Origin of the sequence: Jiangella aurantiaca (assembly GCF_004349105.1) — a bacterium.
Taxonomy (GTDB): Bacteria; Actinomycetota; Actinomycetes; order Jiangellales; family Jiangellaceae; genus Jiangella; species Jiangella aurantiaca.
Window position 1 is genome coordinate 104,284 of the sequence record NZ_SMLB01000003.1, and the last position, 25,160, is coordinate 129,443.

24 protein-coding genes, 1 tRNA gene and 1 riboswitch are annotated in these 25,160 nt (G+C 72.7%); of the genes, 15 read left to right on the forward strand and 10 right to left on the reverse strand.

What is annotated here, in order from left to right:
- The first annotated feature begins 9 nt into the window (after window positions 1-9).
- The 9 genes from E1262_RS02995 to cobT all read left to right on the forward strand — a co-directional run bounded on the left by E1262_RS02995 (window position 10) and on the right by cobT (window position 9,891).
- Window positions 10-915 carry a sigma-70 family RNA polymerase sigma factor gene (locus tag E1262_RS02995; RefSeq protein WP_132101558.1) on the forward strand — a complete coding sequence of 302 codons (906 nt, stop codon included), beginning with the start codon at window positions 10-12 and terminating at the stop codon, window positions 913-915.
- A 23-nt stretch (window positions 916-938) separates the two neighbouring features.
- Window positions 939-1,084: riboswitch (cobalamin riboswitch) on the forward strand.
- A gap of 73 nt (window positions 1,085-1,157) precedes the next feature.
- On the forward strand, window positions 1,158-2,135 hold the full coding sequence (locus E1262_RS03000) for an ABC transporter substrate-binding protein (RefSeq protein ID WP_132101559.1): 978 nt from the start codon (window positions 1,158-1,160) through the stop codon (window positions 2,133-2,135).
- Window positions 2,136-2,184: 49 nt separating this feature from the next.
- Entirely contained in the window at window positions 2,185-3,201 is a 1,017-nt protein-coding gene (locus E1262_RS03005; RefSeq protein ID WP_132101704.1) for a FecCD family ABC transporter permease, read from the forward strand.
- 5 nt (window positions 3,202-3,206) lie between these two features.
- Window positions 3,207-4,001, forward strand: coding sequence for an ABC transporter ATP-binding protein (locus E1262_RS03010; protein WP_420810500.1), 795 nt, complete (start codon window positions 3,207-3,209; stop codon window positions 3,999-4,001).
- Window positions 3,998-4,909 carry an adenosylcobinamide-phosphate synthase CbiB gene (gene cbiB, locus E1262_RS03015; protein ID WP_203453486.1) on the forward strand — a complete coding sequence of 304 codons (912 nt, stop codon included), beginning with the start codon at window positions 3,998-4,000 and terminating at the stop codon, window positions 4,907-4,909. Before E1262_RS03010 ends, cbiB begins: the two co-directional genes overlap by 4 nt.
- Entirely contained in the window at window positions 4,906-6,300 is a 1,395-nt protein-coding gene (locus tag E1262_RS03020; protein ID WP_132101561.1) for a cobyric acid synthase, read from the forward strand. The genes cbiB and E1262_RS03020 overlap by 4 nt, the downstream gene beginning before the upstream one ends.
- Window positions 6,297-7,064, forward strand: coding sequence for an adenosylcobinamide-GDP ribazoletransferase (gene cobS, locus E1262_RS03025; RefSeq protein WP_132101562.1), 768 nt, complete (start codon window positions 6,297-6,299; stop codon window positions 7,062-7,064). The genes E1262_RS03020 and cobS overlap by 4 nt, the downstream gene beginning before the upstream one ends.
- A 158-nt stretch (window positions 7,065-7,222) precedes the next feature.
- Complete coding sequence (cobC, locus tag E1262_RS03030) at window positions 7,223-8,824, forward strand: Rv2231c family histidinol phosphate aminotransferase CobC (RefSeq protein ID WP_162605747.1); 1,602 nt, start codon at window positions 7,223-7,225, stop codon at window positions 8,822-8,824.
- Window positions 8,821-9,891, forward strand: a complete 1,071-nt coding sequence (cobT, locus tag E1262_RS03035; RefSeq protein ID WP_203453487.1) for a nicotinate-nucleotide--dimethylbenzimidazole phosphoribosyltransferase — start codon at window positions 8,821-8,823, stop codon at window positions 9,889-9,891. The genes cobC and cobT overlap by 4 nt, the downstream gene beginning before the upstream one ends.
- A 32-nt stretch (window positions 9,892-9,923) precedes the next feature.
- On the opposite strand, the gene E1262_RS03040 is transcribed toward cobT, so the two are convergent.
- Window positions 9,924-10,706, reverse strand: a complete 783-nt coding sequence (locus E1262_RS03040) for a hypothetical protein (protein ID WP_132101564.1) — start codon at window positions 10,704-10,706, stop codon at window positions 9,924-9,926.
- 148 nt (window positions 10,707-10,854) lie between these two features.
- Between E1262_RS03040 and E1262_RS03045 the strand changes: the two genes are divergently transcribed.
- Window positions 10,855-11,379 (forward strand): peptidylprolyl isomerase, encoded by a 525-nt coding sequence (locus E1262_RS03045; RefSeq protein WP_132101565.1) that lies wholly within the window; start codon window positions 10,855-10,857, stop codon window positions 11,377-11,379.
- Window positions 11,380-11,400: 21 nt separating this feature from the next.
- On the forward strand, window positions 11,401-12,330 hold the full coding sequence (locus E1262_RS03050; protein WP_132101566.1) for a rhomboid family intramembrane serine protease: 930 nt from the start codon (window positions 11,401-11,403) through the stop codon (window positions 12,328-12,330).
- A 695-nt stretch (window positions 12,331-13,025) separates the two neighbouring features.
- On the opposite strand, the gene E1262_RS03055 is transcribed toward E1262_RS03050, so the two are convergent.
- The gene (locus E1262_RS03055; RefSeq protein WP_132101567.1) at window positions 13,026-13,283 is read right to left on the reverse strand and encodes a cell division protein CrgA; all 258 of its coding nucleotides are present in this window, start codon (window positions 13,281-13,283) and stop codon (window positions 13,026-13,028) included.
- A gap of 110 nt (window positions 13,284-13,393) precedes the next feature.
- Between E1262_RS03055 and E1262_RS03060 the strand changes: the two genes are divergently transcribed.
- Both E1262_RS03060 and E1262_RS03065 read left to right on the forward strand, forming a co-directional pair.
- On the forward strand, window positions 13,394-14,131 hold the full coding sequence (locus E1262_RS03060; RefSeq protein ID WP_238992811.1) for a DUF881 domain-containing protein: 738 nt from the start codon (window positions 13,394-13,396) through the stop codon (window positions 14,129-14,131).
- Window positions 14,128-14,769: an aminodeoxychorismate/anthranilate synthase component II gene (locus tag E1262_RS03065; RefSeq protein WP_132101569.1), complete on the forward strand. Its 642-nt coding sequence runs from the start codon at window positions 14,128-14,130 to the stop codon at window positions 14,767-14,769. Before E1262_RS03060 ends, E1262_RS03065 begins: the two co-directional genes overlap by 4 nt.
- A gap of 30 nt (window positions 14,770-14,799) precedes the next feature.
- On the opposite strand, the gene pknB is transcribed toward E1262_RS03065, so the two are convergent.
- The 6 genes from pknB to E1262_RS03095 all read right to left on the reverse strand — a co-directional run bounded on the left by pknB (window position 14,800) and on the right by E1262_RS03095 (window position 22,287).
- The gene (gene pknB / locus E1262_RS03070; protein ID WP_132101570.1) at window positions 14,800-16,680 is read right to left on the reverse strand and encodes a Stk1 family PASTA domain-containing Ser/Thr kinase; all 1,881 of its coding nucleotides are present in this window, start codon (window positions 16,678-16,680) and stop codon (window positions 14,800-14,802) included.
- Between the two features lie 85 nt (window positions 16,681-16,765).
- Entirely contained in the window at window positions 16,766-18,235 is a 1,470-nt protein-coding gene (locus E1262_RS03075; protein ID WP_132101571.1) for a peptidoglycan D,D-transpeptidase FtsI family protein, read from the reverse strand.
- Window positions 18,232-19,623, reverse strand: coding sequence for an FtsW/RodA/SpoVE family cell cycle protein (locus E1262_RS03080; RefSeq protein ID WP_132101572.1), 1,392 nt, complete (start codon window positions 19,621-19,623; stop codon window positions 18,232-18,234). Before E1262_RS03080 ends, E1262_RS03075 begins: the two co-directional genes overlap by 4 nt.
- Window positions 19,620-21,080 carry a PP2C family protein-serine/threonine phosphatase gene (locus tag E1262_RS03085; RefSeq protein WP_132101573.1) on the reverse strand — a complete coding sequence of 487 codons (1,461 nt, stop codon included), beginning with the start codon at window positions 21,078-21,080 and terminating at the stop codon, window positions 19,620-19,622. The genes E1262_RS03080 and E1262_RS03085 overlap by 4 nt, the downstream gene beginning before the upstream one ends.
- 6 nt (window positions 21,081-21,086) lie before the next feature.
- A complete protein-coding gene (locus tag E1262_RS03090) occupies window positions 21,087-21,563 on the reverse strand; it encodes an FHA domain-containing protein FhaB/FipA (RefSeq protein ID WP_132101574.1) in 477 nt (158 codons plus the stop codon).
- Window positions 21,564-21,567: 4 nt separating this feature from the next.
- Window positions 21,568-22,287 carry an FhaA domain-containing protein gene (locus E1262_RS03095; RefSeq protein ID WP_132101575.1) on the reverse strand — a complete coding sequence of 240 codons (720 nt, stop codon included), beginning with the start codon at window positions 22,285-22,287 and terminating at the stop codon, window positions 21,568-21,570.
- A 251-nt stretch (window positions 22,288-22,538) separates the two neighbouring features.
- Here E1262_RS03095 and E1262_RS03100 point away from each other — a divergent pair.
- Window positions 22,539-22,625: transfer RNA gene (locus tag E1262_RS03100), tRNA-Leu, on the forward strand.
- Between the two features lie 517 nt (window positions 22,626-23,142).
- Here the strand turns inward: E1262_RS03100 and E1262_RS03105 are convergent.
- The gene (locus tag E1262_RS03105; protein ID WP_132101576.1) at window positions 23,143-23,646 is read right to left on the reverse strand and encodes a hypothetical protein; all 504 of its coding nucleotides are present in this window, start codon (window positions 23,644-23,646) and stop codon (window positions 23,143-23,145) included.
- Between the two features lie 65 nt (window positions 23,647-23,711).
- On the opposite strand from E1262_RS03105, the gene E1262_RS03110 reads away from it, so the two are divergent.
- Complete coding sequence (locus E1262_RS03110; protein WP_203453489.1) at window positions 23,712-24,290, forward strand: short chain dehydrogenase; 579 nt, start codon at window positions 23,712-23,714, stop codon at window positions 24,288-24,290.
- Window positions 24,291-24,328: 38 nt separating this feature from the next.
- On the opposite strand, the gene E1262_RS03115 is transcribed toward E1262_RS03110, so the two are convergent.
- Window positions 24,329-25,141: a nucleotidyltransferase domain-containing protein gene (locus E1262_RS03115; protein WP_132101707.1), complete on the reverse strand. Its 813-nt coding sequence runs from the start codon at window positions 25,139-25,141 to the stop codon at window positions 24,329-24,331.
- Window positions 25,142-25,160: the final 19 nt, after the last annotated feature.

A 25,160-nucleotide genomic window follows, 5' to 3' on the forward strand; every position in this document is an offset into this window, starting at 1 on the left:
TGGGACGTGATGCACGACGACGACTGGCTGGCTCAGCGGTTCGAGGAGAACCGGGCGCGGATGCGCGCCGTGGCCTACCGCATGCTCGGCTCGGCCGTCGAGGCCGACGACGCCGTGCAGGAGGCGTGGCTGCGGCTGAGCCGCACGGACACCAGCGACGTGCAGAACCTCGGCGGCTGGCTGACGACCGTGGTGTCGCGGGTGGCACTGGACATGCTGCGCTCGCGGACGTCACGGCGCGAGGACCCGCTCGACGACGACAGCGACCGCGACGCCGCCACCATCGACACCGCCGCACCCGACCCCGAGGGCGAGGCGATGCTGGCCGACGCCGTCGGGCCGGCGCTGCTCGTGGTGCTCGACTCGCTCGCGCCGGCCGAGCGGCTGGCATTCGTCCTGCACGACCTGTTCGGGATGCCGTTCGACGAGATCGCGGCCATCCTCGAGCGCACGCCGGCGGCCACGCGGCAGCTGGCCAGCCGGGCCCGCCGCCGGGTCCAGGGCGCCCGCGCCCCGTCCGCCGATCCGGCCCGGCAGCGCCTGGTCGTCGACGCGTTCCTCGCCGCCTCGCGCAACGGCCAGTTCGAGGACCTGCTCGCCCTGCTCGACCCCGACGTCGTGCTCCGTGCGGACGAGGTCGCGGTCGAGAACGCGCGGGCCGGTCGGGCGCAGGGGGCGCCGGAACTGGTCCGCCTGCTCCGCGGCGCGGACGCCGTCGCGGGCGTCTTCTCCGGCCGCGCGGCAGGCGCCGAGACCGTCCTCGTCGACGGCGTCCCGGCGGCGGCCTGGGCGCCCGGCGGGCGGCCCCGGGCGCTGTTCCGGTTCACCTTCGACGGCGACCGCATCACCGCCATCGACTTGGTCGGCGACCCGGACGAGATCGCCCGGCTGGAGGTCACCCTGCTCCGGCCGTGATGCCGGCACCGCGCGGGAGGCGATAGGATCGCGAATGCCCGGGCTGCGGCCCGGGTGCGACGAGTGTCTGCGAAGTCCGGTTCGATTCCGGCGCTGTCCCGCAACTGTGATGCCGCCCGCCTGCCGCGGACGGACGAGCCAGGTCGCCAGCCTCGTGGCTCGGATTCGTCCTCGGTAGAAGGGCGGTTCGCAGATGGCGCCCCGCCATCCGCGCCCCTTTACCGTCGTGAAGGAGGCGCTACGTGAGATCCACCCGTCCCCTGCGGCTCGCCCTGCTGGCGGCCGCGCTCCCGCTCGTCCTCGTGGCCTGTGGCGACGACGGCGACGGCGACGCCGCCGCGCCCAGCGACGCTCCGCCGCCGGCCGCGGCCACAGACGCCGGCAACGAGGCCACGTTCCCCGTCACGATCGACACCCAGGACGGGCCGGTCGAGATCGCCGAGCAGCCGGAGAAGATCGTCTCGCTGTCGGCCACGGCCACCGAGATGCTGTTCGCCATCGGCGCCGGCGACGCCGTCGTCGCCGCCGACTCGTACTCCAACTACCCGGCGGAGGCGCCGACCACGGACCTCTCCGCGTTCGAGCCGAACATCGAGGCGATCGTCGGCTACGACCCGGACCTCGTCATCGCGTCCAGCGACCCGGGCGGGCTGGTCTCCGGGCTGGCCGCGGTGGACGTCCCGGCGGTCGTCCTGGCCCCGGCCGCCACGCTCGACGACACCTATACGCAGCTCGAGCAGCTGGGCGCCGTCACCGGGCACGTCGGCGACGCCGCCGAGCTGGTCGAGCGGCTGCAGTCCGACGTCGACGAGCTGGTGGCGCAGGTGCCCGCCGACGCGCCGCCGGTGACGTACTACCACGAGCTCGACGCCAACCTGTACACCGTCACCAGCAGCACGTTCATCGGCGAGATCTACTCGCTGGCCGGCATGACCAGCATCGCCGACGACGCGCCCGACGCCGCCGGCGGCTACCCGCAGCTGTCGCCGGAGTTCATCGTCACCGCGAACCCGGACGTCGTCTTCTTCGCCGACGGCGGCGTCGGTGGCGTCACCGCCGAGGACATCGCAGCCCGGCCGGGCTGGGACCAGCTCACCGCCGTCCAGGAGAATCGCGTCGTCGAGGTCGACCCCGACATCGCCAGCCGCTGGGGTCCGCGCATCGTCGACTTCCTGCGGACCGTCGTCGAGGAGCGGACGGCGCTCGCGCCGGTCGAATGACGCCGTGAGCCGTGCCGCCGGAACCGAGCAGGACGCCGCGACGCCGACGTTGCGGCCGGTCCGGCTGCTCCGGCGCTGGGTGTTCGGGTCGCTCGCGGTCCTGGTGGCGGCGGTCCTCCTCGGCCTCACCGTGGGGCCGGCGGGGCTGCCGCTGCGCGGCGTCGTCACCGAGATCGTCGACGTGGTCCCGGGCGTCGACCTCGCCGGCGGGCTGGACGACCGCGAGGCGGCGGTACTCTGGCAGCTGCGGGCGCCGCGGGTGGTGCTCGGCCTGCTGGTCGGCGCGATGCTGGCGCTGGCCGGGGCCGGATACCAGGGCGTGTTCCGCAATCCGCTGGCCGACCCGTACCTGCTGGGCGTCGCCGCCGGCGCCGGGCTGGGCGCGACGTTCGCGATCGTCTCCGGCGGCAACCGGCTGCTGGTGCCGCTGGCGGCGTTCACCGGCGGCGTGCTCGGCGTGGCCGCGACGTACGCGCTGGGCCGCAGCGTCGGCGGGCGCAGCACCAACTCGCTGATCCTCGCCGGCGTCGCGGTCGCGGCGTTCCTGACGTCGGTGCAGACGTACGTGAACCAGCGCAACTCCGACTCGCTGCGCGAGGTGTACGGCTGGATTCTGGGCCGGCTGCTCACCGCCGGGTGGGACGAGGTGCTGGCGGTGCTGCCGTACATCGGGGTGTCGGCCATCGTGATCCTCGCCCACCGGCGGCTGCTCGATGTGCTCAGTGTCGGTTCGGACGAAGCCGGCACGCTCGGCGTCCCGGCGGCCCGGGTCCGGCTGGCGGTGGTCCTGGCGGCGACGCTCGGGACGGCGGCGGCGGTGTCGGTGAGCGGGCTGATCGGGTTCGTCGGCATCGTCGTGCCGCACATCGTCCGCATGCTGGCCGGCTCGTCGTACCGGATCGTCCTGCCGCTGGCGGCGGCGGTGGGTGCGACGTTCCTGGTGGTCGCGGATCTCGTCGCGCGCACCGTCGTCTCGCCCGGCGAGCTGCCGGTGGGCGTCGTGACGGCGTTCGTCGGCGCGCCGTTCTTCACCCTGGTGCTGCGCAGCTCGCGGAGGCCGTGGTGACCGCGCTGACCGTCGACGGCGTCGGCGTCACCCTGCTGCAGCGCCGGGTGGTCGACGACGTCAGCCTCACCGTCCCGGCGGGGACGTGGCTGACGCTGGTCGGGCCGAACGGCGCCGGGAAGTCGACGCTGCTGCGGGCGGTGTCCGGGGCGGTCGAGCACGTCGGCACCATCACGTTCGACGGCGTCGAAGTGGCGCGGCTGCGCTCGCGCGAGCGGGCCCGCCAGGTGGCGGTCGTCCCGCAGGACCCGGCGCGGCCCGACGGCATGACCGTCCTCGACTACGTGCTGCTCGGTCGCACGCCGTACGTGCCGTACCTGGGGACGGAATCGGCGGAGGACCTCGCGGTGGCAGGTGAGCTGCTCGACACGCTGGAGCTGCGCTCGCTGTCCGAACGGATGGTCACCGCACTGTCGGGCGGGGAGTTCCAGCGCGCCGTGCTGGCCCGGGCGCTGGCCCAGCAGGCGCCGGTGCTGCTGCTCGACGAGCCGACCAGCTCGCTGGATCTCGGCCACGCCCAGCAGGTGCTCGAGTTGGTCGACGAGCTGCGGGCGTCGCGTGGGCTGACGGTGGTCAGTGCGCTGCACGACCTCACCACGGCCGGGCAGTTCGCCGACCACCTGGTGCTGCTGGTCGATGGTCGCATGGTCGCGCAGGGGTCGGCGCAGGAGGTGCTGACCGAAGAGCTGATCCGGGAGCATTACGGCGCGCGCGTGCGCGTGGTCACCGACCCGTACGGCGGCGTGGTGGTGGTGCCACTCCGCTCGCGGCCGGCCCGCGGTCAGGAGGGCGTGGCGTGAGCGCCGTGGCGGTGGGCGTCGCCGTCGTGCTGGACGCGGCGTTCAAGGAGCCGCCGCTGGCCGTGCACCCGGTGCGCTGGACCGGGCGCTACCTGACGTGGGCCGGACGCCGCGTGCCGTCGAGCCCGCCCGGCCGCGCGGTGGTGGCCGGCGGGCTGGCATGGGCGGCCGGTGCGGCGACGGCGTACGCCGCGGGCCTGGCGGTGTCGCGGGCGGCGGCACGCCTGCCGCTGCCGGTGCGGCCGGTCGTCGCCGGCGTGGCGCTGTGGCCGCTCTTCGCGCATCGGATGCTGCTCGACGAGGTCGCGGGGGTCGAGCGGGCGCTGGCCTCGGACGGCGTGGCGGCCGGCCGGGCAGCGGTGGCGCGCATCGTCAGCCGCGACGTGTCCGCGCTGTCGGCCGAGGAGGTGCGGCAGGCGGCGGTCGAGTCCCTGGGCGAGAACCTGTCCGACTCCGTCGTCGCGCCGCTGTTCTGGTACGCCGTGGGCGGACTGCCGGCGGCTGCCGTGTTCCGGTTCGCCAACACCGCCGACGCCGTCTGGGGCTACCGCACGCCGCGCTGGAACCACGCCGGCCGGATCGCCGCCCGCGCCGACGACGTGCTCAACCTGGTCCCGGCCCGGCTCACCGGCGGGCTGCTGGGCGGCCGTCGCGTGTCGTGGGGCCGGCTGCGCGCGGAGGCCGCGCTGACCCCGTCGCCGAACGCCGGCTGGCCGATGGCGGCGCTGGCGCTGCGGCTCGGCGTGCGGCTGGCCAAGCCTGGCGTCTACGTGCTGGGCGCGGAGGGGCGGCCGGTCGGCCCTGCTGACGTCGCGTCCGCGCTCCGGCTGGCCCGGCGCCGCGGGTGGGCGCTGGCCGTCGCTGCCGCCGTAATCGCCGGGGTGCGGACGCGCGGAGGCCGCCGATGACCGCCGTCATGATCCAGGGCTGTACGAGCTGGGCCGGGAAGAGCCTGCTCACGACAGCCCTGTGCCGCTGGTACGCCCGGCAGGGCCTGAAGGTCGCGCCGTTCAAAGCGCAGAACATGTCCAACAACGCGCGCGTGATCGACGGTGGCGAGATCGGCGTCGCGCAGTGGCTGCAGGCGCGGGCCGCCGGGGTGGAACCCGAGGCGCGGATGAACCCCGTCCTGCTGAAGCCCGAGTCCGGGTCCAGCCAGGTCGTACGGCTCGGCCGGGTCGACGCCGAGCTGTCCCGGTGGCCGTGGCGCGATCGCAGCGAGGCCCTCTGGCCCACCGTCGAGAACGCGCTGGCCGAGCTGCTCGACGAGTACGACATCGTGGTCATCGAGGGTGCCGGCAGCCCGGCGGAGATCAACCTCGCCGCCAACGACATCGTCAACATGCGGGTCGCCGAGCGGGCCGGCGCGCCGGTGCTGCTCGCCGTCGACATCGACCGCGGCGGCGCGTTCGCCCACCTCTACGGCACGTGGTCGCTGCTGCCGCCGCACCACCAGCGGCGGATCCGCGGCTTCGTGCTCAACCGGTTCCGCGGCGACGCCTCGCTGCTGCCGCCCGGCCCGGAGCAGCTGGAACGGCTGACCGGCGTGCCCACCGTCGGCGTCGTGCCGATGATCCGACACGACCTGCCCGACGAGGAGGGCGCGGCGCTGCGGGCACCGGTCCGGGGCGGGCTGCCGCCGGTCGCGATCGTCCGCTACCCCACGGCGTCCAACCTGGACGAGTTCGCGCTCCTCGAGCAGGTGGCCGACGTGCGCTGGGCGACGCAGCCGTGGCACCTCGAGGGTGCGGCGACGGTGATCCTGCCGGGGTCGAAGCACGTGGCGTCCGACCTGGCGTGGCTGCGTGCGTCGGGTGTCGATGCGGCCGTGGTGGCGGCGGCCGGGCGGCCCGGAGTGCGGGTGCTGGGTGTCTGCGGTGGGCTGCAGCTGCTCGGGCGGCGGCTGGAGGACCCGTTCGGGGTCGACGGTGCCGGCGACGGGCTCGGCCTGCTGCCGCTGACCACGACGTTCGAGCGCGACAAGCTGGTCCGGCGGCGGTCGCTGTCGTTGCCCGTGTTCGGCGAGCCGTGGGCGGCACTGAGCGGGCTGGGGGTCGACGGCTACGAGATCCGGCAGGGCCGCACCGTGGGCGAGGCCGGCGCAGACGCCGTCGTCGTGTCTGAAGGGAACGTCGCCGGCTGGTACCTGCACGGGCTGTTCGAAGACGCGGCTGTGCTCGAGGCGCTGTTCGGCGGCCGGCCGACGCGGAGCCTGGACGCGACGTTCGAGCGGCTGGCCGACGTGGTGCAGGACCACCTGGACACGCGGCTGCTGCGCTCGCTGGCGGGGCTGTCGTGATCGGGGCGCTGCGGGCGGCGGTGGGATTCCTGACCCGGATCCCGGTCGGCTCGGCGCCGTTCGCCGGACCGGCGCTGGACCGCGCTGGTGCGTGGTTCCCGCTGGTCGGCGCGCTGGTCGGCGGGGTCGGGCTGGTCATGTGGTGGGCGACGGACGCGCTGGCCGGTCCGCTGGTGGCCGCGGTCGCGGCGGTACTGGCGACCGTGATCGTCACCGGCGCCCTGCACGAGGATGGGCTGGCCGACACCGCCGACGGGCTCTGGGGCGGCGCGACCCGGGAGCGGCGCCTGGAGATCATGCGCGACAGCCGGCTCGGCACGTACGGCGCGCTGGCCCTGGCCGGCGACCTGCTGTTGCGGGTGGCGGTGCTCGCCTCGGCCGGAGCCGGGTCGTCGGGGCTCGCCGACGTCGCCCGGATCCTGCTCGCCGGCCACGTCATCGGGCGAGCGGCGCCGCTGGTCCTGGCGGCGTGGCTGCCGCCCGCCCGGACCGACGGCCAAGGTCGGCGGCTCGGCCGGCTGGGCGTGGTGGACTCGGCGGTGGCGGCGCTCACCGTGCTGGTCGTCGCCGTACTGGCGGCCGGCTGGTGGGCGTTCGTCGTGCTCGCCGCGGCGGCCGTGCCGGTGCTCGGACTAGGCCGGGCGGCCCGTCGGCGCATCGGCGGGGTCACCGGCGATGTGCTCGGTGCCGGGGTGGCGCTGACGAATCTCGCGGTCGCGATCGCCGTCGCGGCCCTTGCTGCCCAGGAAGAGGACCTGCTGTGACTGTGACTCCGTCGCCCCCGACGCCTGCGTCCGACCCTCGCTCCCGCCTCACCCCAACCGAAGTCGATCACGGAGAAAGGGGGGTTCCGAGTGCCCGGAAGCCCGACTTTCTCCGTGATCAACGGGACAGGGGGCCGTCGCGGGGGCGGCTGACGCTGGTGCTGGGCGGGCAGAAGTCGGGCAAGTCGGGCCTGGCGGCGCGCCGGGCCGAGGCGAGCGGTCGTCCGGTCGTGGTCGTCGCGCCGGCCGTCGTCCGCGACGACGAGTTCAAGGCGCGGGTCGCGCGACACCGCGCGGACCGTCCGGCGCACTGGCGGACGCTCGAGACCTTCGACCTGGCCGCCGCGGTCGCCGACGCCGGTGCGGGGTCGTTCGTGCTGGTCGACGCGCTGGACACGTGGCTGGCCGAGACGCTGGAGTCGGCCGGCGTGTTCGTCGGCGACGAGGTGCCCGACCCGGCGCTGCGGGCGCGCGCCGAGGACGCCGTGGTTGCGGCGCTGCGGGCGTTCACCGATGCCGTCGCCGCCCTGGACGTCGACGTGCTGGTCATCGCGGGGCAGCCGGGGCTCGGCGTGCACGCCGGCGGTCCCGGCGCCCGCCTGTACGTCGACGTGCACGGACGAGCGGTGCAGGTTCTGTCCGCGGCGGCGGACGAGGCGCTCCTCGTCGTCGGCGGCCGTGTGGTCCGGCTCGAGGCCGACGTCACGTCCGAGCCGGCCAGGTCCGCGCCGGTGGTGGATCCGCTGTTGCGCGAGCACGGCGATACCCAGGTGCCGCCCGGTGCGGTCGACCTCGCCGTCAACGTGCAGCCGGGCCCGCCGTCGTGGCTGGCGGACCGGCTGGCGGCGGCCGTGCGCGACCTCGCCGCCTACCCGGAGGACCGCGCCGCCCGGGCCGCGGCCGCCGCCCGGCACGGCCGTCCCGCCGAGGAGTGCCTCGTCGTCGACGGCGCCGCGGAGGCGTTCTGGCTGCTGGCCCAGGTGCTCCGGCCGCGGCTGGCCGCCTGCGTGCACCCCTCGTTCACCGAGCCCGAGGCGGCGCTGCTGGCGGCCGGCGTCCCTGTCGTCCGGGTCATGCGCGACGCCGGGCAGGACTGGCGGCTGGATCCGGCGGGCATCCCCGCGGCCGCGGACCTCGTCGTGCTCGGGCGGCCGGACAACCCGACCGGCGTGCTCGATCGCGGCGAGACGGTGGCGGCGCTGGCCCGGCCCGGCCGGACCGTCGTCGTCGACGAGGCGTTCGCCGAGTTCCTCGACGATGCCGACGGCCTGGCCGGGCGCCGCGACCTGCCCGGCGTCGTCGCCGTGCGCAGCCTGACCAAGCTGTGGGGGCTGGCCGGCCTCCGCGTCGGCTACGTCGTCGGGCCAGTCGAGCTGATCAGCCGGCTCGCCGCCGGCCGCCAGCCGTGGACCGTCAACAGCCTGGCGCTGACGGCGATCGAGGCGCTGACGGCGCCGGTGGCCGAGGACGAGCGGCGCGCCCGCGCCGGCGCCGTCGCGGAGCTGCGCACCGAGCTGGTCGCGGGGCTGCGGTCCGTCGGCGGCCTGGACGTGTGGGACGCGCACGCCAACTTCGTGCTGGTCCGCTCCGGCCGGCCCGGCCTGCGCGACCGGCTGCTGCAGCACGGCCTGGCCGCCCGCCGGGCCGACACGTTCCCCGGGCTGGACGACCGCGCCGTGCGCGTGGCCGTCCGCGACCGGGCGACGAACGAGCGGCTGGTCGCCGCACTGCGCACCATCGAGGAAGGGGGGTCGGTGTGACGCCGACGGTGGAGGAGCTCATCGGGTCGGTCCTGCAAGTCGACCACGCGGCGTTCGAGCGGGCCCGCGAGCGGCACGCCGGGCTGGCCAAGCCGCCGGGCAGCCTCGGACGGCTCGAGGACCTCGGCGCCCGACTGGCCGCGATCAGCGGCCGTTGCCCGCCGCCGGTGCCGTCGTCGCCCGCGGTGGTCGTCGCCGCGGCCGACCACGGCGTGCACGCCCAGGGTGTGTCGGACTGGCCGCAGGAGGTGACCGCGGCGATGGTCGCGACCGCCGCGTCAGGTGGCGCCGCGGTGAACGCGATCGCCCGGACCGTCGGCGCGCGGGTCGTCGTGGTCGACGTCGGGACGCTGCGGCTCGGCCCGGTGCCCGACGGCGTCCGCGACGAGCGGGTGCGCAGCGCGACCCGCGACCTGGCGGTCGAGCCGGCGATGACGCTCGAGGAGTGCCGGACGGCGATCCGCGCGGGCGCCCGGGTGGCGGCCGAGCTGATCGACGGCGGCACCGACCTCCTGGTGACCGGCGAGGTCGGCATCGGCAACACGACGGCGTCGGCCGCCCTGTTCGCCGCGTTCACCGGCGCGGACCCGTCCGACGTGACGGGGAAAGGCGCCAACCTCGACCACGGGCGGACGCCGCTCAAGGTGGAGGTCGTGCGGACGGCGCTGGCCCGGCACGCCACCGACGCCGCGGCCGGGGCACAGGGACCACTGGCAACGCTGGCATCGCTGGGTGGGCTGGAGCACGCGGCGCTGGTGGGCGTCATGCTGGCCGGGGCGGCCGCGCGGATCCCCGTCGTCATCGACGGCGTCGTCACCGGGGCCGCGGCGCTGGCCGCCGTCGCGCTCTGCCCGGACCTGGCCGGCTATCTGGTCGCCGGACACACGTCCGCCGAGCCGGGCGGGCGAACGCTGCCCGACCGGGTCGGCGAACCGGCCCTGCTCGATCTGCGGCTGCGGCTCGGCGAGGGCACCGGCGCGCTGCTGGCGGTCCCGCTGGTGCAGGCCGCGGCGCGGGTGCTCACCGAGATGGCGACGCTGGCCGACGTGACGAAGGACGCCGGCTAGGGGCGGGTGTCCCGGAGGCCGGGAGACACCTCCTAGTTCTGGCTACCGTCGAGGGTGCCTTGGCTGCTGTTGCTGGCGGCCGAGGCGGGCGCGGTCTTCTTCGCCGGCGCCTTCTTGGCGGTGGTCTTCTTGGCCGGAGCGCTCTTCTTCGCCGGCGTTGCCTTCTTCGCGGCCGGCTTGTCGTCACCCGTCCCGTCGGTGCTCGCGGCCTCATCGCTCGCGTCGGACGTCGCCGCCGCAGCCGACCCGCTCGGGGTGGCCTTCTCGGCCGACTTGTCGTCGGGCGACGGCGCCGGAGCCCACGGACCCGTGGAGGGGTCGTAGGTGGTCCACTGGTCGGACTGCCCGCGCCGGCGCGCCACGGCGGCCACCGCGGCGCCCGCGGCGGCGAACCCGCCCAGCACCGCGACGACGCGGCGGCGGCGCTGCTTCTTGCGCTGCTTCTCGGCCTTCTCCGCGAGCGCGGCTGTGCGCTCGGACAGCTCGTGCGCGCGCTCGGAGAACTTGTCCGCCGCGACGGCCAGCGAGTCGGCGACCCGCGGGACGACGTCGTGCAGCAGCGTGTCCTTGGCCTGGTTGGCGGCCGGGCCCACCTTCTCGCGGGCGGCCTGGACCTTCGGGCCCACCTTGTCGACGGCCGACTCGACCACCGGAGTCAGCCGTTCACGCGCGGAGTCGACCACCGGTGTCGCGGCCTCGCGGGCGCGCCGACCGGCTTCGCGCGCGGCCTGGCGGGCCTGTTCCGCAGCCTCCTGCGTGCGCACCTTCGCGTCCTCGGTGCGGCTCTTCCGCCGGATGCTGAATAGCCTGCTCACGTTGGGCCTCCCTTGTCGGATCGCGTGCAGGGCCCCTGTCCCCGTCGTATCCCCCCGATCTTGCCTTACCGACGACCGTATGCCGACATACGCCACGGCGTGCGAGGATGGAGCAAATCGAGGAAATCGAACAGCGAAGGGCTTACCCGTGGCCGATGAGCTTCATGCCACCCTGCACACCAACCGCGGCGACATCACCGTGGCACTCCTGCCGCACCACGCCCCGAAGACGGTGCGCAACTTCGTCGAGCTCGCCAAGGGCGAGCGCGAGTGGGTCAACCCGGAGACCGGCGACAAGACGACCGACAAGCTGTACGACGGCACCGTCTTCCACCGCGTCATCTCGGGCTTCATGATCCAGGGCGGCGACCCGCTCGGCGACGGCCGTGGCGGCCCCGGCTACGACTTCGCCGACGAGTTCCACCCCGAGCTGGCGTTCAACAAGCCGTATCTGCTGGCCATGGCCAACGCCGGCCCGAACACCAACGGCTCGCAGTTCTTCATCACCGTCGGGCCGACGCCGCACCTCAACCACCGTCACACCATCTTCGGTGAGGTGGCCGACCAGAGCAGCCGCGACGTCGTCGACGCCATCGCCGCCACGCCCACCGACCGTGCCGACCGGCCGCTCGAGCCCGTCGTCATCGAGTCGGTGACCATCACCGGCGGCTGAGATCCGAGAGCCGGCGTTCCCATGACCGGAAATGCCGGCGGTCCGGCCGAGCCTCCCGCCAGCGGCGGCTCGGCCGCACCGCCGACCTGCTATCGCCACCCCGACCGCGAGACGTACATCCGCTGCTCGCGGTGTGAGCGGCCGATCTGCCCCGAGTGCATGATCGCCGCGCCGGTCGGCTACCAGTGCCCGCAGTGCGTCGCCGAGGGGCGCAAGGGCGTCCGCCAGGCCCGTACTGTGCTGGGCGGCCAGCGGCGCGAGTCCAGCTCCAACGTCGTCACCCTCACCCTCATCGGCATCAACGTCGTCATCTGGGTGATGGGCCTGGTGATCGGCACGCGCGGCGACTCGTTCTACGACCGCTACGCGCGCGGCGTCGGCACGAACGAACTGAGCGCCCGCCTGGGCCTCGTCCTCGGCGAGCGCAACGACCCGTTCGTCTTCGGCGTCGTCGACGGCCAGTGGTACCGGCTCGTCACGGCCGCGTTCACGCACGAGAACGTGCTCCACATCGGGCTGAACATGGTCGCGCTGTACATGCTCGGCTCGTCGCTGGAGCCGGTCCTGGGCCGCAGCCGGTTCATCACCCTGTACCTGCTGTCGGCGCTGGGCGGCACGGCGGCGTCGCTGCTGACCGTGTCCGACCCTTATTCGCTGTCGTACGGTGCCTCGGGCGCGGTGTACGGTCTGTTCGGCGCGCTGTTCGTCATCGCCCGCCGGCTCGGCCGCGACACCGGCGGCATCGTGGTGATCCTGGGCATCAACCTGGTCTTCGGGTTCAGCGTCCCGGGCATCGACTGGCGGGCCCACCTGGGCGGCCTGGTCATCGGCACGGCGTTGGCGGCGGTCTACGCCTACGCTCCCAAGCAGCAGCGTGGTCTGTGGGCGCTCATCGGCTCGCTCGCCGCCGCCATGCTGATCACGACGGCCATCATGGTGGCCATCTCCTGAGCTCGTCCCGGCGACCTGACTGGCTCGGCCGGTCGGGTCGCCGGTCCACGGCACGTGGCCGAGGCTTGGTTCCGGGCCTGGCACCTGGCTCGGGTGCGGTCCTCACTCGCCCAACGGCGGATGGCGCACCCATTCGATGCCCGCGAAACCGGCGGACACGGCGGGGATCGGCCCGGCATCCGTCGGCGGGGCGGGCATTCGCTGGTTTGCCGGGCATCAGCCGGTGTCCTCACTGGCCGGGCGGACACCTCACCCGTCTGATGGCCTCCTGGTGTGCCGACGGGTCCCCGTTACGGCTCTCACGCGGGTGAGGTGTCATCCGGGGGGGTGCGTGATCGGGAGGGAGTTTCCCGCGCCACAGCAGGCAGAGCTCCCTCCGGACACTCCCGCGTTGATCTTGGAGTTGTTCGGCAATTGGAGGGTGAAATGTCCGATAGATGACCGAACAACTCCAAGATCAACGCTGGCCGGGTGGCGTTCCTCGTTGGCTTGGGCCCAGGTCACACCGAGGAAGGTCGCCCGGGCACCGGCCGCCGACACCGGGGCGTCGGACGGCGCGCAGCGTCCATAGTCAACCTTCGCGTGTGCAGTTATCCACAGGGGTTATCCCCACTGGGGAAAATTACACACGTGTAATCACAGCTGTGCAATAACCTGTGGACAACGGCGTCCCCGCAGCTCAGCGTGGAAAACCGTCACTTCCAGCGGGTGGCGGTCATGAACCCGCCGGTGATCAGGCCCATGCCGATCAACAGGTTCCAGCCGCCGAGGTCCTGGACGAGCGGAAGGTCGTCGCCGACGAGGTAGTAGACGACGATCCACACGAGCCCGACGAGCAGCAGGGTGATCATGGTGGGGACGACCCAGCGACCGGAGACCGTCGGGTCCTTGAGCTCGCCCCGCTCCGGAGGGGTGTAGTCGTCGTCCTTGCGACGGCTGCGAGACTTGGGCACGGTCGGTTTCCTCTCGGTCTTGGCTGGTTGCGGTGATGCTCGGCTAGCGTAGTCGTCAGCAGGCCGAGTGCCCACATCGCGGCTTGCAGTCACGATCGTCCCACTTGGAGGTGGACACCATCAGCCGGTCGTCCGACTACCCACGGGCCTGGCGCTTCCTGGCCCCCGTGGTGCTCGCAGGCTGTGGTGTCCTGCTCATCACCAGCGCCAAGGCCGCCGACGGTGACGATCTGCGCGGCAGCGACGTCATCGCGTTCTCCGATCTGGTCCGAGCCGAGGAGCAGCGCGTCCAGGAGCTGCACGCCCGCATCGACGAGCTCTCCTCCGACATCGACGATCTCACCGCCGGCCAAGGCACCAGCGAGTCCGCCGAGGTCGACCGCCACACCGAGGAGCTGATGCCGGAGGCCGGGCTGACCCCGGTCCAGGGGCCGGGCCTGACGGTCACGCTCGACGACGCGCCGCTGCCGAACAACCTGGGCGAGGACTCCGAGCTCAACACCGAGGATTTCCTCGTGCACCAGCAGGACCTCGAGGGCGTCATCAACGCATTGTGGGCCGGCGGGGCCGAGGCGATGACCGTCATGGACCAGCGCATCGTGTCGACCAGCACGGTCCAGTGCGAGGGTCCGGTCCTGCTGCTCAACGGCCGCACCTTCTACCCGCCCTACACCGTCAGCGCCATCGGTGACGCCGACGCCATGCGCGATGCGCTCGACACGTCGCCGGCCGTGCGTGAGTACCGCGCCTGGGCCGACCGTATCGGGCTGCACTACGGCGTCACCGGCGAGCAGAACATCACGATGCCGGCCTTCACCGGCACAGTCCAGGGAGGCAAGACGTCGTGAGCCGGCGCATCCTCGTGGTCGACAACTACGACAGCTTCGTCTTCAACCTGGTCCAGTACCTCGCGCAGCTCGGCGCCGACTGCGACGTGCGCCGCAACGACGAGATCGGCTCGACCGACGGCTACGACGGCATCCTGCTCTCGCCCGGGCCCGGCACGCCGGAGAAGGCCGGCGGCTGCATCGACCTCATCCATGCGCTGGCCGGGCGCACCCCGATCTTCGGCGTGTGCCTCGGCCTGCAGGCCATCGGCGTCGCGTACGGCGCCACCGTCGGCCGCGCGCCGGAGCTGCTGCACGGCAAGACCAGCCAGGTCCACCACGACGGCGACGGCGTCCTGGCCGGGCTGGCCAGCCCGTTCACGGCCACCCGCTACCACTCGCTGGCCGTCGAGCCCGACACCGTCCCGGCCGAGCTGGAAATCACGGCGCGCACCGCGGGCGGCGTCGTCATGGCCATGCGGCACCGGTCGCTGCCGGTCGAGGGGGTCCAGTTCCACCCGGAGTCGGTGCTCACCGAGGGCGGCCACCGCATGCTGGCCAACTGGCTCACCGTCTGCGGCGACGACGGCGCGGTCGCACGGTCCGCAGGGCTCGCCCCGGTGGTTTCGCACGGCCCGTCCGCCGACCTGCGCGTCTGACGGCGATCGCCTCACACGAGAGCCGCGACGTTACTCGGTACTCCCGCCGATCAGGCCTTCGTCGGTTCCACTGTCCGTGCCCTGGTCCGTCCCCTGGTCGGTGCCCTGCTCGCCGGAGTCCGTGCCGCCCTCGCCGGACTCGTTGCCCGGCGTCTCGGTCTCGGTGGGCGTTTCGGTCGGCGTGTCCGTCTCGGTCTCCGTCGGCTCCTCGGTGGGCTCGGGTGCCTGAGCGACGTAGATGATGACGGTGTCGCCCTCTTCGAGCTCGGCGCCGCTGTCCGCGCCCGGCTCCTGGCGGAAGACCTGGCCCTCCGGCTGGTCGCCGGTCTCCTCGCGCCGGACGTCGGCCTCCAGGCCGAGCCGCTGCAGCTCGTTGACGGCGGCGTCCTCGCTCAGGCCGATCAGGTTCGGCACCGGAATCGCCACTTCGCCGCTGGAGATGGTGATGTTGACCGTGGTGCCGGGCGGGACCGGGGTGTTGCCCTCTGGCTCGGTCGCCAGGACGGTGCCGGCCTCTTCCTCACTGTCCCGCCGGCTGACGTTGCCCGGTTGCAATCCTGCATCGCGGATCAACTGCTCGGCCTCCGCTTGCGGCCGTCCGACGACGGCCGGCACCGGAACCATCTCGGGTGCGACACCGACCACTATCGTCACCGAGGAGCCCTCGTCCAGCTGAGTGGACGGCCGCGGGTCTTGGCGGATCACCGTGTCGATCTGTGCTTCGTCCTCGACGGGCTCGGTCTCGACAGTCGGTTCGAGGTTCTCGTCGGCCAGTCTGGCCTCGGCCTGTTCCTGCGTCATGCCGACAAGGTCGGGCACGGTCGCCTGTGCCGTGCCACCGGAGTTGAAGATCAGGTAGCCGATCAGCCCGGCGATCGCCAGGATGGCCAGCGCGCCGAGCACGACGGCCCACCAGCTGAAGCCCTTGCGCTGGTCCTCGTCCTCCTCGTCCACGAGCTCGTCGGGATACGGGGTGGCGTCGTCGAGCGGCAGCGCGCCGGCGGCGACAGTGGGCGCGGCGTTCGCGATCAGCTGCGTCGCGGCGGACGTGTCCGCGGCCGCCGCCACCGGCAACCCGGCGGCGGCGCGCTCGAGGTCGGTGCGCATCTCGTACGCGCTCTGGTACCGGTGCAGGCGGTCCTTGGCCAGCGCCTTCATCACGATGGCGTCGAGCTCTGGCGTGATGTTCGGGTCGAGCGCCGACGGCGGCGTGGGCATCTCGCGCACGTGCGACACCGCCACTGATACCAGCGACTCGCCGATGAACGGCGGCCGGCCGGTGAGCAGTTCGTAGAGCACGCAGCCGCTGGCATAGAGGTCGCTGCGGGCGTCGGCCTGCTCGCCGCGGGCCTGCTCGGGCGAGATGTACTGCGCGGTCCCGACGACGGCGGCGGTCTGGGTCAGCGCCATGCCGGTGTCGGCGAGCGACCGCGCGATACCGAAGTCGGTGACCTTGACCTCGCCACCGCTCGTGATCATGATGTTGCCGGGCTTGATGTCGCGGTGGACGATGCCGGCGCGGTGGCTGTACTCCAGCGCGTCGAGTGTCGCGACCAGGATCTCGATCGACCGCTCAGGCGTGAACCGCTGCTGCTCCTGCAGTATCTCGCGCAGCGTCTGGCCCTCGACGTACTCCATGACGATGTACGGAATACGGTGGCCGTCGATGTAGTCCTCGCCGGTGTCGTAGACGGCGACGATGTTGCGGTGGTTGAGGGACGCCGCCGACTGCGCCTCACGGCGGAACCGGGCCTGGAACGTGGCGTCGCTCGCGTGGTCGACCCGCAGCATCTTCAGAGCGACGATGCGGCCCAGCCGGGAGTCGCGGCCGCGGCGGACCTCGGCCATGCCTCCACGGCCGATCACCTCGCCCAGCTCGTAGCGATCTCCTAGGAGTCGCAACTCGTTCATTGTCCGGCCCTTTCTCGACTCAACCTCGCGCAGGCTACCCGTTCCGGCGGTCGTGGCGCTGCCTGTGACCGAACAGTGGCGATGGTCACGATCCCAACACCGCCTCCATGACGTCCCTGGCGATCGGCGCCGCCAGCCGTCCGCCGCCGATGTCGCTGCGGGCGGTGTCGGGCGCCTCTTCGATGACGACGGCGACCGCGACGCTGGGCTCGTCGGCCGGCGCGAACGACGTGAACCACGCGTACGGCGGCCGGTCGGGCGAGCTCTGGGCGGTGCCGGTCTTGCCGGCGACCTGGATGCCCGCGATCTGGGCGTTCTCGCCGGTGCCGTTCTCGACGACGTCGACCATCATCTGGGTCAGCTGCTCGGCGGTCTCCGGCGACACGGCGCGGGTGCGCTCCTCCGGCTCGGTCCGTTCGATCGGGCTGACGAGATCCGGGCCGCTGACCTCGCGGACGAGGTACGGCTCCATCAGTACGCCGTCGTTGGCGATGGCGGCGGAGACCATGGCCATCTGCAGCGGCGTCGCCTGGACGTCGAACTGGCCGATCGCCGACAGCGCCGTCTGCGGCTCGTCCGGGTCGGCCGGGAACACGCTGGTCGCGGCGTTCATGTCGTCGTTGGTCAGCGGCTGCGTGTCGAAGCCGAACTTCTCGGCCTGCTCGCGCAGGGCATCGTCGCCCAGTTCGTTGCCGAGATAGGCGAACGCGGTGTTGCACGAGATGCGCAGCGCCTCGGTGAGCGACGGTGTGCCGTCCAAGCAGGCCTCCCCGCTCTGGTTCGGCAGGTTGGTGTTCGTGAGCGGCAGGTCGTACTCGGCCGGGCCCGGCACCTCGGTGTCAGGATCGAACTCGCCGGACTCCAGCGCCGCCGCGGCCGTGACCAGCTTGAACACCGATCCCGGTGGGAGCCGCTGGGCGATCGCGCGGTTGAGGTCGGGCTTGTCCGGGTCGGCCTCCAGCGCCTGACGGGTGGCCGTCTGCTCCTCGATCGAGTGGCTGGCCATCGGGTTGGGGTCGTACGACGGCGAGCTGACCATGGCCAGGATCGCGCCGGTCTGGACGTCGATGGCGACGACGGCGCCCTTGTAGCCGCTCTCGGTGAGGCCGTTCCACGCCGCCTGCTGGGCCGCGGGGTCGATGGTCAGCCGGACGGCGCCGCCGCGCGGCTCCTCGCCGGTGACGAGGTCGATCAACCGGCGGACGAACAGCCGGTCGTCGTCGCCGGACAGGATGTCGTTCTGCGCCCGCTCGAGCGCAGTCCGCCCGTAGTTGTAGGAGTAGTAGCCGGTCAACGGCGCGTAGATGGGGCCCTCGGGGTACTGCCGCAGGAACTGGTACTCGTCGTCGACCGGCGTCGACTGCGCGATCGGGGTGTCGTCGGCGAGCAGGATCGGGCCACGCTCGCGCGAGTACTCGTCGAGCAGGACCCGGCGGTTCTCCGAACGCGCGTTGAGGTCGTCGGCCCAGAACGCCTGCACGTACGTCGCGTTGATGAGCAGCGCGACGCAGAGCAGCAGGCAGCCGGCGGAGATGCGGCGGATCGGGGAGTTCATCTGATTCTCACGACCTGGGTGACGGCGGTGTCCGCCAGCGAGGAGGACGACGACGGCGGCGCGGGCCGCCGGGCCGCGTCTGACAACCGGATCAGCAGTGCGACCAGCACCCAGTTCATCACCAGCGACGAGCCGCCGAGGGACAGGAACGGCGTGGTCAGACCGGTCAGCGGGATCAGCCGGGTGACGCCGCCGAGCACGATGAACACCTGCAGGAAGAACCCGGCGGCCAGCCCCGCGGCCAGCAGCTTGCCGAACGGGTCGCGCAGCAGCAGGCCGGCCCGCAGGCCGCGGGAGGCCAGCAGCGCGTACAGCAGGATGATCGCGATGAGCCCGGTGAGCCCGAGCTCCTCGCCCAGCGCCGAGCCGATGAAGTCGCTCTCGGCGATCGGCGTCAGGTCCGGGCGGCCCTGGCCGAGGCCGGTGCCGAGCAGGCCGCCGTACGCCAGTCCGTAGAGCGACTGCGCGACCTGCCCCTGCGGGTCGATGAACGGGTCGCGCCAGAACTCGATGCGCTCCGCGACGTGCGAGACGACGGCGTTCGCGGCGAACCCGCCGGCCAGGATCAGCAGCAGGCCGAGGATGATCCACGAGATCCGCTCGGTGGCGACGTAGATCATCAGCACGAAGATGCCGAACAACAGCACCGACGGGCCGAGGTCGTTCTGCACGACGAGGATGCCCAGGGCGGCGAGCCAGACCAGCAGGATCGGCCCGAGATCGCGGGCCCGTGGCAGGTCGACGCCGAGGAACCGGCGTCCGGCCAGCGCCAGCGCGTCGCGGGTCTGCACCAGGTAGGCGGCGAACGCGATGATCAGGATGATCTTGGCGGCCTCGCCCGGCTGGAACGTCATGGGACCGACGTTGATCCAGATGCGGGCGCCGCGGATCGAGTGGCCGATGACCGGCAGCAGCGGCAGCATCAGGAGCAGCAGCCCGGCCAGCCCGGCGAGGTACGGCAGCCGCGACAACACTCGGTGGTCGCGCACGAACAACAGCACGCAGACGAACAGCGCGACGCCGACCGCCATCCAGGTCAGCTGGGTGGACGCCCGGGTCGTCCCGTCGGCGATGTCGAGCCGGTGGATCATCGCCAGACCCAGCCCGCAGAGGGTGACGACGATCGGCAGGATGACGGGATCGGCGTACGGCGCCCGGATGCGGATGACGATGTGCGCCACCGCCGTGGCGGCCGACAGCCCGCCGAGGTAGGCCAGCGCGTTCGGCGGCACCCGGCCGAGTGCGCCGAGGTCGACGCTCACGTAGGCGAACGTCGCGATGCCGATGGCGAAGATCAGCAGCACCAGCTCGGTCCCCCGGCCGCGGCGCGGGGCGACGGTCTCGGGCGCCGGTGGTTCGGTGCGGGCGCGTGCGCGGTCGAGACTCATGACGCCCCCGCACAGAGCAGCCCGGGATACCCGACCTCGCTGCCGAGCCAGCCGTCGTCGGTGCCTTCGGTGGCGCCGCCGGTGGGCTCGGTGGCCGGCGGTTCCGCCGGTGGGGTGGTCGTCGTCGCGCCCGCGCGCGGCTCGGTGGTGCCGGTGGGTGTCGCCGACGGCGTCGGCGTCGGGGTGGGTGCCGGCGTCTCGCCGCCCTCCAGCCTCTCGTGCGCCCGGCAGGCCTCCAGCCGCAGCCGGTCGACGACGGCGTCGGCGTCCTCGAGGTCGTCGGCCGTGATGGTGTCGGCGACCTGCTCGCGGTAGATGTCGGGCAGCGCGTCGACCGGCAGGCCGCCAGGAATGTCATGCAGCTCCGACAGCCGGATCGGCCCGATCTCCTGACTGACGCCCTGGTAGACGGCGACCTGGCCATTGCTGTCGCCGACGTAGTACTGGTTGCGGACCCAGTCGCTGGCGAGGTCCAGCCCGACCCAGCCGATGGCGGCGACGGCGGCCACGATGACGACGGTGCGCAGCCAGCGGCGGCCCCGGGGCGGCTGCGGTGCGTACCGCATGGCCTCGAGGTCCTCGGGCGTCGGCTTGTGCTGCTCTTCGGCGCCGACGAGGGCGCGCAGCGCGGAGCCTCGCCGACGGCGCTGTGGCCGCTCCGGCGCCGGTACGTCGTCGCTGGCGGCGGCGCCGACGAGGAACGCCTCGGCGGTGTCGTCGGGTTGCCGCGGGGTGTCGGTCTCGACGATGTCGGCCAGCACCAGCGTGACGTTGTCGGGGGCTCCACCGGCCAGCGCCAGCCGGATGAGCTCGTCGGCGGCGTCGTCCAGCCCGGCGATGGAGCTGAGGGTCTCTTCCAGCGTGGCGTCGGAGACCACGCCGGTGAGGCCGTCGCTGCAGACCAGCAGGCGGTCGCCGGGGTGGACGTCGAGCACCTGGAGGTCCGGGTCGACGTCGCCCTGGCCCTGCAGCGCCTTGAGGATCAATGAGCGGGCCGGGTGTACGCCGGCCTCCTCGAGCGTGATGCGGCCCTCGTCGACCAGCGACTGCACGAACGTGTGGTCGTGGGTGAGCTGCCGGATGGCGCCGTCGCGCAGCAGGTACGCACGGGAGTCGCCGATGTGGCCGAGTCCGAGCGCGGTGCCGGTCCACAGCAGCGCCGTGACCGTCGTGCCCATGCCCTCGCGGCTGGAGTCGTCGACGATGAGCTGACGGATGCGCTTGTTGGCCGCCTCGATGGCTGCGGTCAGGGTCTGGAGCGGGTCGCTGTCGCGGGGTTCGCGCTCGGTCAGCACCAGCTCGTCGATGGCCGCCTGGCTGGCGACCTCGCCGGCCGCGTGGCCGCCCATGCCGTCGGCGACGGCCAGGAGGTAGGGGCCGGCGTAGCCGGAGTCCTCGTTGCCCTCCCGGACCAGGCCGACGTCGGAGCGCGCGACGTAGCGCAGCGTCAACGGCATCGACACCTACTTCCGCAGCTCGACGACGGTCTTGCCGAGCCGGAACCGGCTGCGGGCGGTGACCGGCGTGCTGCGTGTGAGTCGCTGGTTGCCGACGTAGGTGCCGTTGGTGGAGCCGAGGTCCTCGACGTACCACTGATTATCGTGGAACCGCAGCCGGGCGTGTTGCGTGGACACGTACTCGTCGGACAGCGGCACGGTGCAGTCGGCCCCACGGCCGAACGTCACGGGGGTGCCGTCGAGCGGCACGGACTTGCCGGTGTCGGGCCCCTCGACGATGAACGCCCTGGTCGGGGTGCCCTTGGCGCCGCGCGGCTGACGGTTCTGCCGAGCCGCCTCGCGGGCCTCGCGCTGCGGCTTGGGCTGCTTGGGCGGCCGCACGCCGAAGAGGTCGGCCCGCATGGCCGACGTGACGGAGAGGATCAACAGCCACAGCACGGCCAGGAAGCCGAGCTTGATGACCGTGAGTGTCAGTTCCGACACTCGTTCACCTCCCGGGACTGCGCCGACGGACGTCGATCACGGTGGAGCCGATCACGATGCGGGAACCGTCGGTCAGGGGCGCCTGGCCCACCCGGGCGCCGTCGACGACCGTCCCGTTGGTGGAGCCGAGGTCGACGGCGACCAGCTGGGACTGCGGTCCCTGCTGGTACACGCGGATCTCCAGATGCCGGCGCGAGACGCCGGGATCGTCGATGCGAAGGTCGCACTCGCTGCCGCGCCCGAGCACGACACCCGGCGGCAGCACCGGATGCTGGGTGCCGTTGATGATGAGGTACGCGTCGGCTTGCTGCTCGGAGGTAGAAGTGGGCGCGAACGACGACCCGCGGTCGACGCCGGCCCGCACCGCGCTGCGGATGCGGAAGGCGCCGGTGCCGAGGTCCTCGTGCCGCTCGAACCCGACCCCGACCGGACCCGTGAAGGCGTAATGCTGCAGCTCGGCGTGCTCGCGGGCCAGCTCGACCAGCTCGGTGGCCAGCGTGCCGATGTACGCGGACAGCCGGTCGTAGTCGCCGGGCCCCAGCTCGACGACGAAGTCGTTCGGCACGAGCGACCGGTCGCGGCTGACGATCTGCGCGTTGTTGTCGAGCTCGCGCTGGATCGCCGCGGCGATCTCGACGGGCTGCACCTCGGAGCGGAACGCCCGGGTGAACGCACCTTGGACCATGCTCTCGAGCCGGCGCTCGAAGCGCTGCAACACCCCCACGGGTACCTCCCTTCACCTCTCGTGCCTGTGCCGCGGACAAGACCCTGATCGTAACGGCGCGTGGCATGGTGGTGCGGCTGCGCCCTGGATCGGGGCCGTGCGGAAACGGCCGTCGCAACCTTATGTGACGAAGGACGGCTGGCGGCTGGTTCCGACGGCTCTCACTGTGCTTCTGCCCATGCTGACATCCAGAGGCCAGGATCGTGGAATCGACCATCCGCCGAGGCGTGTTAACCTTGGTGCCGCACCACGCGCGGGTGGCGGAATAGGCAGACGCGCACGGTTCAGGTCCGTGTGTCCGAAAGGACGTGGGGGTTCAACTCCCCCCTCGCGCACCACACCGAAGATCCCGGTCAGGTTCTCACCTGCCGGGATCTTTCGCGTTCTAGGATGAGCCGCCCCTACGGATCGACGCTTTGCTGTTGGCCGCCGTTGTCGATGACGATGGGTCGTCGTTGACGTTGACGACCAGGTGTGGACAACCGGTCCGATGTCGGATGGGTCGTCTGCGCCGTCACCGTGCCGATGAACGGGGCCGCCGCACACTGCGACGACGACCGGCACGCTTGATCATGGAGAAGGTCGCCTTTGGAGTCGCGGGAAACCCGACCTTCTCCATGATCAACTCGGTGAGGGAGGGTGTGAGCCGCCATGGGGGGCAGGTCATTCCAGGCGCTGCCCGCCGGGGCGGCTCGCATCCCTGCCGGCGCCGGTGATGGCCGCGGAGGTGTTGACATGAGCGCCAACAGTTGGCGCTGGTGTCAACACGCCCGGTTGTGATCGGTGCCCGGCCCGAGCCGGCCCAGCGTCGCGGGGGCGGCCGACGCCGTGACGACGGCGACGTCGCCGCGCCGATCACCCGACCGCGCCCGTGCCCGCCAGATCCTCGTGATCAGTGACGCCATCATCGGCATTTTCAATGGCGGCTAACACGCTTTGCTGACCTTGGCCCATCTGTGTCAGCACCCGACCATCAACCCTTCTGGGGCTGCTCAACTGATTCAGGTGAGCGAGGACGAGGCGATCCATCGCCTCGATGCCCTGGCGGCTGGGCCGGCCGGATTGATAGAGCGGGACGGCGACTCCCGGCGCGGGCTGCGATGGTGGCTCCGCCCCGCAGTCGCGACCCAGCTCGGGACAGCGGTGCAGCACCGTACCCGTGCGGATGCAGCCAGACCGCGGGTAGAGGCGCATTTGGCCGAGTACGGCTGGATCACGAACAGAACGATCAGGAACATGTTCGATCTCGACGTTCAGCAGGCCACTCAGATGCTGAACGACCTCCGGGCCGCGAACGTTGTCATCCAGGACCCTGAGGGTCCACAGCGCGGCCCATCGATCAGATGGTTGCCCACGCAACCGGCGCGGCGAGGCGGAAGAAGGAGCGCGACGTGAGAATCGTGGTCATCGGGGCGAGCTGAGTCGTGGGGTCGGCGGTGGCCGAGGAGCTGGCGGGACGCGGGCACGAGGTGGTCCGGGCGTCCCGGCGAGGGCCGGTCGTAGTGGATGTGGCGGAGCCGGGGACGGTGGAGGCGCTGTTCGCGGCGGTGCCCGACGTCGATGGCGTGGTGTGTTGCGCGGCGAACGCGCCGACCGCAGATCTGGTCGAGGCCAGCGACGAGGAGTTCACCGCCGGCCTCCCGGGCAAGCTGCTCGGCCAGGTGCGGCTGGCCCGGACGGCGGTGCGCCACCTGAGCGACGGCGGCTCGATCACGCTCACCGGCGGCACGTTCGCCGAGCCGCTGCCGGGCGGGTCGTTCGGGGCGCTGGTCAACGCAGGGCTGGCGGCGTTCGTCGAGGCGGCGGCGCCGGAGCTGCCGCGCGGTCTGCGGCTCAACCTCGTCGCGCCGGGGTGGGTGCGCGAGTCGCTGGCGGCCTTCGGCTGGGATCCCGCCCGGGGCGTCCCGGCGGCCGACGTCGCGCGGGTCTATGCCGATCTGGTCGAGGGTGCCGCCCATGGCGAGGTGGTCGCCGTCACGGTGCCGGTGCCGAGCACGCGATGATCTGCCGAGGCGGCGCGACGGAGCACGAGCCGACCGCCTCACCCACGTGACCGGCCCGGCCCACCCACTACCACGCCCACCTCGGCGACCAGTGCGCGGGCCGCATCGACCGTCGCCGACAGGTCACCGGCCGTGGTCCCAGCGGCGCCGAGCAGCCCGTGTGCACGATCCGCGAAGTCCGCCGGAGCCGACGGCAGCGCACCCGCGGCCGTCACGGCGCCCTTCTCGTTGATCAGCCAGCGGCCATCGTGGCCGTGTAGTGCGTGAGCGCAGATGCCGACGGCGCGGAAGAGGCACCCGGCGACGTAGGCGGCGTCGCCGCGGGCCGCCGCTTTCGCCGCGATCTCCACCGAGAACCTGGCCTCCCACAGGCCGGCCCGCAGCGCCGCTCGCAACGGCTCCGGGTACTGCTGTGCCCGCGCACGCAACGCCGTGAGCTCGCCGGACGGGTCGGCCAGCACCACGGCCAGCGCGATCTCGCCGGCGTAGGCGAAGTCGGGGACGCCGAGCGGGTGACCGGCCTGCTGGTGGAACGCGTACTCACCACGCTCGGCCGCCCGCCAGGCCGCTTGGACGCGGTCGGCGTCGCGGTAGAGCCAGTCGACCGCGATGCCATCGACGATGAGCCAGCCGCCGCCGTCGACCCAGGGACCCCACGCGCCGGACTCGGTGACCGTCGCCGACGGGCCGCCGAACCGGCGGGCCAGCTCGCCCAGCCGGTCGACGTCGAGAGTGCCCCGGTAGTAGACGCCGAGGTCGTAGTCGGAGTCCGGACGGTGCGTGCCCCGGGCCCGGCTGCCGCCCAGGACGGCGCCGACCACGCCGCCGACCTCGACGAGCGCGTCCGCCATCGCCGCCACCACGTCGTAC

Bases quoted from the DNA above. Each gene is read 5' to 3' on its own strand.
- E1262_RS03080 (WP_132101572.1), bottom strand. From the start codon at position 19,623: ATGAGTCTCGACCGCGCACGCGCCCGCACCGAACCACCGGCGCCCGAG.
- E1262_RS03085 (WP_132101573.1), bottom strand. From the start codon at position 21,080: ATGCCGTTGACGCTGCGCTACGTCGCGCGCTCCGACGTCGGCCTGGTC.
- E1262_RS02995 (WP_132101558.1), top strand. From the start codon at position 10: ATGCACGACGACGACTGGCTGGCTCAGCGGTTCGAGGAGAACCGGGCG.
- pknB (WP_132101570.1), bottom strand. From the start codon at position 16,680: ATGAACGAGTTGCGACTCCTAGGAGATCGCTACGAGCTGGGCGAGGTG.
- E1262_RS03050 (WP_132101566.1), top strand. From the start codon at position 11,401: ATGACCGGAAATGCCGGCGGTCCGGCCGAGCCTCCCGCCAGCGGCGGC.
- E1262_RS03075 (WP_132101571.1), bottom strand. From the start codon at position 18,235: ATGAACTCCCCGATCCGCCGCATCTCCGCCGGCTGCCTGCTGCTCTGC.
- E1262_RS03115 (WP_132101707.1), bottom strand. From the start codon at position 25,141: ATGGCGGACGCGCTCGTCGAGGTCGGCGGCGTGGTCGGCGCCGTCCTG.
- E1262_RS03020 (WP_132101561.1), top strand. From the start codon at position 4,906: ATGACCGCCGTCATGATCCAGGGCTGTACGAGCTGGGCCGGGAAGAGC.